The following is a 5,016-nucleotide window of genomic DNA, read 5'->3' on the forward strand; positions in this document are numbered from 1 at the left end:
TAATTTTCTCCCACCCCCCCAAAAACAAACCGGCCCCGGGCAACACCCCCCGGGGCCCGAAGCCGTGCGCGGCGACGGCGGCTAGCCGTACATGCGGCGCATCGCGAAGTCGACCATCTGCTCGACGGCCTTGGCGTCGAAGACCATCCGGTGGTCGCCCTCCATGTCGAGGACGAAGCCGTACCCGGTCGGCAGCAGGTCGATCACCTCGGCGCCCGTGATCACGAAGTACTTGGACTCCTTGCCGGCGTACCGGCGGAGCTCCTTGAGCGTGGTGAACATGGGGATCACCGGCTGCTGCGTGTTGTGCAGCGCCAGGAAGCCGGGGGTGTCGCCGCGCGGGCAGTAGACCTTCGAGGTGGCGAAGATCTGCTGGAAGTCCTCCGCGGACAGCGACCCGGTCGTGAAGGCCCGCACCGCGTCGGCGAGCGACGGCGGCGAGGGCTCGGGGTACAGCGGCTGCTCGCCGTACCCGCCGGCCATCTGCTGCGGGGCGGCGTACTGCTGCCCTGCGCTCACGTTCTGGTCGTAGCCGTACATAGGGCGAAGCCTACCGAGCGCCCCCGGCCCCGTGGACGCGCATTCCCGCCATGGTCGCGGACGGCGCCGCGGGCGGCACCGCGGCCGGATCGCGGACCGGGGCCGGCCGGCGCGCGGCTTGACCCTGGTCACAGTCGACCGGCCGGGGGTTGCGTCTTATTACCCGCGGGTAGCATCATGACGTTACCGATTGGTATGTACGAGGAACCTGTCTTCCCGAGCCTTAACGGAGCCGTCGCCATGGGGCACTACAAGTCGAATCTCCGAGACATCGAGTTCAACCTCTTCGAGGTGCTCGGCCGCGACAAGCTGTACGGCACCGGCCCGTTCGGTGAGATGGACACCGACACCGCCAAGAGCGTCCTGTCCGAGATCGCCCGCCTCGCCGAGAACGAGCTGGCCGAGTCCTTCGCGGACGCCGACCGCAACCCGCCGGTCTTCGACCCGGCCACCAACACCGCGCCCGTCCCGGCGTCCTTCAAGAAGAGCTACGAAGCCTTCATGGACTCCGAGTACTGGCGGCTCGGCCTCCCCGAGGAGATCGGCGGCACCACCTCGCCCCGCTCCCTGATCTGGGCCTACGCGGAGCTGCTGCTCGGCTCGAACCCGGCCATCTGGATGTACTCCTCCGGCCCGGCGTTCGCCGGCATCCTCTTCGAAGAGGGCAACGAGGCGCAGAAGAAGGTCGCTCGGATAGCGGTCGAGAAGCGCTGGGGCTCCACCATGGTCCTCACCGAGCCGGACGCCGGCTCGGACGTCGGCGCCGGCCGCACCAAGGCCGTCCAGCAGGAGGACGGCTCCTGGCACATCGAGGGCGTGAAGCGCTTCATCACGTCCGGCGAGCACGACATGGAGGAGAACATCCTCCACTACGTCCTCGCGCGCCCCGAGGGCCACGGCCCGGGCACCAAGGGCCTGTCCCTCTTCCTCGTCCCGAAGTTCCACTTCGACTGGGAGACCGGCGAGCTGGGCGAGCGCAACGGCGTCTACGCCACGAACGTCGAGCACAAGATGGGCCTCAAGGCCTCCAACACGTGCGAGATGACCTTCGGCGACCAGCACCCCGCCAAGGGCTGGCTGATCGGCGACAAGCACGACGGCATCCGCCAGATGTTCATGATCATCGAGTTCGCCCGCATGATGGTCGGCACGAAGGCCATCGCGACGCTCTCGACCGGCTACCTGAACGCCCTGGAGTACGCCAAGGAGCGCGTGCAGGGTCCGGACCTCGCGAACTTCATGGACAAGACCGCGCCCAAGGTCACCATCACGCACCACCCCGACGTGCGCCGCTCGCTGATGACGCAGAAGGCGTACGCCGAGGGCATGCGCGCCCTCGTCCTCTACACCGCCTCCGTCCAGGACGCGATCCAGCTCAAGCAGGCCGCGGGCGAGGACGCCTCCGCCGAGATCGGCCTGAACGACCTGCTCCTGCCGATCGTGAAGGGCTACGGCTCGGAGCGCTCGTACGAGCAGCTCGCCCAGTCGCTGCAGACCTTCGGCGGTTCCGGTTACCTCCAGGAATACCCGATCGAGCAGTACATCCGGGACGCCAAGATCGACACCCTCTACGAGGGCACCACGGCGATCCAGGGCCAGGACTTCTTCTTCCGGAAGATCGTCCGCGACCAGGGTGCCTCCCTGAACGTCCTCTCCGAGACGATCAAGAAGTTCCTGGCCGGGGCCGCCGGCGGCGAGGAGCTGGCCGGCGCCCGCGACGCGCTCGCCAAGGCCGCCGTCGACCTGGAGGCCATCGTCGGCCAGATGATCGTCGACCTCACCGCCACCGGCGAGGACGTCAAGAACATCTACAAGGTCGGCCAGAACACCACCCGCCTGCTGATGGCCTCCGGCGACGTCGTCGTCGGCTACCTGCTACTCAAGGGTGCGGCCGTCGCCGCCGAGAAGCTCGCCACGGCTTCCGCGAAGGACGTCCCGTTCTACACCGGCAAGATCGCGGCGGCGAAGTTCTTCGCCTCGCAGGTCCTGCCGAACGTCTCGGTCGCCCGCGCGCTGGCCGAGTCCGTGGACAACACCCTGATGGAGCTCGACGAGGCCGCCTTCTAGCCTCCGGTTCCCACCGCGCACCGACGGCCGGACCCTCCCCGGAGGGCCCGGCCGTGGTCGTACCCGGCCCCGGGCAGGGCCCCGGCCTGGGGCATTCCTCGAATGTCGGCGGTCCGTGGGACGCTCGTAGACATGAGACCGGCAGAGCAGCACGGCAGCAGCAGGGGGTACTCCGTCCCGACCGGGCGGCCGTACGCCCTCAAGGAGCTGCAGGCCGCCGTGGGCAGCCTCGGCGACCATCTCAAGGAGCTGTACGACGGCGCCCACCCCGCCGAGTACGAGGCCGTGGCCGACGCGCTGTACACCGCCTTCCAGACCGCCGCCGGACTCGCCCCCGCCAAGAGCTACACCGGCTGCTCGGAGCACCCCAACGGAGCCCTGGACCCCGAAGCGCCCGACGGCTGGGGCCGCTGCCTGATCTGCAACGACCGGCGCCGCCTCGGCCTGCGCGCCCACGGCGTCCGCGGCGCCCGCGCCGCCGCCGCCCCGCCCGCGGGCGAACAGCGCCGGCTGGGCTATCCCGTGCCCGACCCCCCGTACACCCTCCAGGCACTGCGCGAACACCTGCGCACCGTCGAGGACCGCCGCTTCCACCTGGGCTTCTCCTCACCCGCCGAGGAGTTCGTACGGATCGCGGACGACCTCCACCGGGCCTTCATCGTGGCCCGCGAACTGTCCCGGCCCCGCAACGCCTCCGGCTGCTCCGAGCACCCCGGCGCGCCCATCGATCCGGACGCGCCACCCGGTGAGGCCTGTATCTTCTGCGCCGGACGCAAGAGACGCGCGCAGCGCTCCGCGACGACCCCGGAAATGCTCCCGCGCATCCGCCGGGGCGAGCGCAGGCAGCTGCAACGCCGCTTCGAGCGCCCGCCGGGCTGAAAAACCGCCGGGAAAGGGACCACACGACCCGCAACCCCGGCGTTCCGGCCATCCGCCGCAGCCCGACCATGGCGAACACGACCGTCGTTAAGGTGAACCACATGAGCTCTCCCGCCCGCTTCGACCGCGGCCACACCGACGATCTGATGACCTTTTTGACGGCCAGTCCGTCGCCGTACCACGCCGTGGCCAATGCGGCCGAGCGGCTGGAAAAGGCAGGCTTCAGGCAGTTGTCGGAAACGGACGCCTGGGACTCGGGCAGCGGAGGCCGGTTCGTCCTGCGCGGCGGGGCGCTCATCGCCTGGTTCGTCCCCGAGGGCGCCACCGCGCACACCCCGTTCCGCATCATCGGCGCGCACACCGACTCCCCCAACCTGCGCGTCAAGCCGCTTCCTGACACGGGCTCACAGGGCTGGCGGCAGATCGCCGTCGAGATCTACGGCGGCACCCTGCTCAACACCTGGCTCGACCGGGACCTGGGCCTGGCGGGCCGGCTGAGCCTGCGCGACGGCACCGAGCGGCTGGTCAACGTGGACCGCGCGCTGCTGCGCGTCCCGCAACTGGCCGTCCACCTGGACCGGTCGGTCAACAGCGACGGCCTCAAGCTCGACAAGCAGCGCCACATGCAGCCGATCTGGGGCCTGGGCGAGGTCCAGGAGGGCGACCTCATCGCCTTCCTGGAGGAGGAAGAGGGCCTGCCGCAGGGCTCGGTGGCCGGCTGGGACCTGATGGTCCACTCCATCGAGCCGCCCTCGTACCTGGGCCGCGACCGCGAACTCGTCGCCGGCCCGCGGATGGACAACCTGATCTCGGTGCACGCGGGCGTCGCGGCGCTGGCCGCCGCCTCGAGCGCCGACAAGCTGAACCACATCCCGGTGCTGGCCGCGTTCGACCACGAGGAGAACGGCTCACAGTCGGACACCGGCGCGGACGGCCCGCTGCTGGGGAACGTGCTGGAACGTTCCGTCTTCTCACGCGGAGGCACGTACGAGGACCGGGCGCGCGCCCTCGCGGGCAGCATCTGCGTGTCCTCCGACACCGGCCACGCCGTGCACCCCAACTACGCGGAACGGCACGACCCCACGCACCACCCGCGCGCCAACGGCGGCCCGATCCTGAAGGTCAACGTCAACCAGCGGTACGCGACGGACGGCAGCGGGCGCGCGGTGTTCGCGGCGGCGTGCGAGCGGGCCGGCGTGCCGTGGCAGACGTTCGTCTCCAACAACTCGATGCCCTGCGGTACCACGATCGGCCCGATCACGGCCGCCCGGCACGGGATCCAGACGGTCGACATCGGCGTCGCGATCCTCTCCATGCACAGCGCCCGCGAACTGTGCGGTGCGCAGGACCCGTACCTGCTCGCGAACGCGCTCGTCGCCTTCCTCGAAGACTGACGCCCCGTACGGGCCGAGCCCGTGCCGCGCCCCGCGCCCCCCCCCCCGGCCCCCCCCGGGGGGGGGGGCGGGGCGGCGCGGGGGGGGGGCGGGGGGGGCGGGGGCGCGGGGCGCGGGCGGGGGGGCGGGGGGCGGG

4 protein-coding genes are annotated in these 5,016 nt (G+C 70.7%); 3 read left to right on the forward strand and 1 reads right to left on the reverse strand.

Going from position 1 to position 5,016, the window contains the following annotated elements; genetic code table 11:
- Positions 1-81: 81 nt before the first annotated feature.
- Positions 82-540: an SseB family protein gene (locus tag ACFXA3_RS09980; protein WP_054221662.1), complete on the reverse strand. Its 459-nt coding sequence runs from the start codon at positions 538-540 to the stop codon at positions 82-84.
- A gap of 240 nt (positions 541-780) precedes the next feature.
- Between ACFXA3_RS09980 and ACFXA3_RS09985 the strand changes: the two genes are divergently transcribed.
- The 3 genes from ACFXA3_RS09985 (at position 781) to ACFXA3_RS09995 (ending at position 4,880) form a co-directional block, all read left to right on the forward strand.
- Positions 781-2,607, forward strand: a complete 1,827-nt coding sequence (locus ACFXA3_RS09985) for an acyl-CoA dehydrogenase (RefSeq protein WP_385184457.1) — start codon at positions 781-783, stop codon at positions 2,605-2,607.
- Between the two features lie 132 nt (positions 2,608-2,739).
- Positions 2,740-3,486, forward strand: a complete 747-nt coding sequence (locus ACFXA3_RS09990; protein ID WP_385184459.1) for a hypothetical protein — start codon at positions 2,740-2,742, stop codon at positions 3,484-3,486.
- A gap of 101 nt (positions 3,487-3,587) precedes the next feature.
- Positions 3,588-4,880, forward strand: coding sequence for a M18 family aminopeptidase (locus tag ACFXA3_RS09995; protein WP_385184461.1), 1,293 nt, complete (start codon positions 3,588-3,590; stop codon positions 4,878-4,880).
- Positions 4,881-5,016: the final 136 nt, after the last annotated feature.

Origin of the sequence: Streptomyces sp. NPDC059456 (assembly GCF_042750055.1) — a bacterium.
Taxonomy (GTDB): domain Bacteria; phylum Actinomycetota; class Actinomycetes; order Streptomycetales; family Streptomycetaceae; genus Streptomyces.

Excerpts from the sequence above, each read along its gene's own strand:
- ACFXA3_RS09980 (WP_054221662.1), bottom strand. The coding sequence starts at position 540 with ATGTACGGCTACGACCAGAACGTGAGCGCAGGGCAGCAGTACGCCGCC.
- ACFXA3_RS09985 (WP_385184457.1), top strand. The coding sequence starts at position 781 with ATGGGGCACTACAAGTCGAATCTCCGAGACATCGAGTTCAACCTCTTC.
- ACFXA3_RS09990 (WP_385184459.1), top strand. The coding sequence starts at position 2,740 with ATGAGACCGGCAGAGCAGCACGGCAGCAGCAGGGGGTACTCCGTCCCG.
- ACFXA3_RS09995 (WP_385184461.1), top strand. The coding sequence starts at position 3,588 with ATGAGCTCTCCCGCCCGCTTCGACCGCGGCCACACCGACGATCTGATG.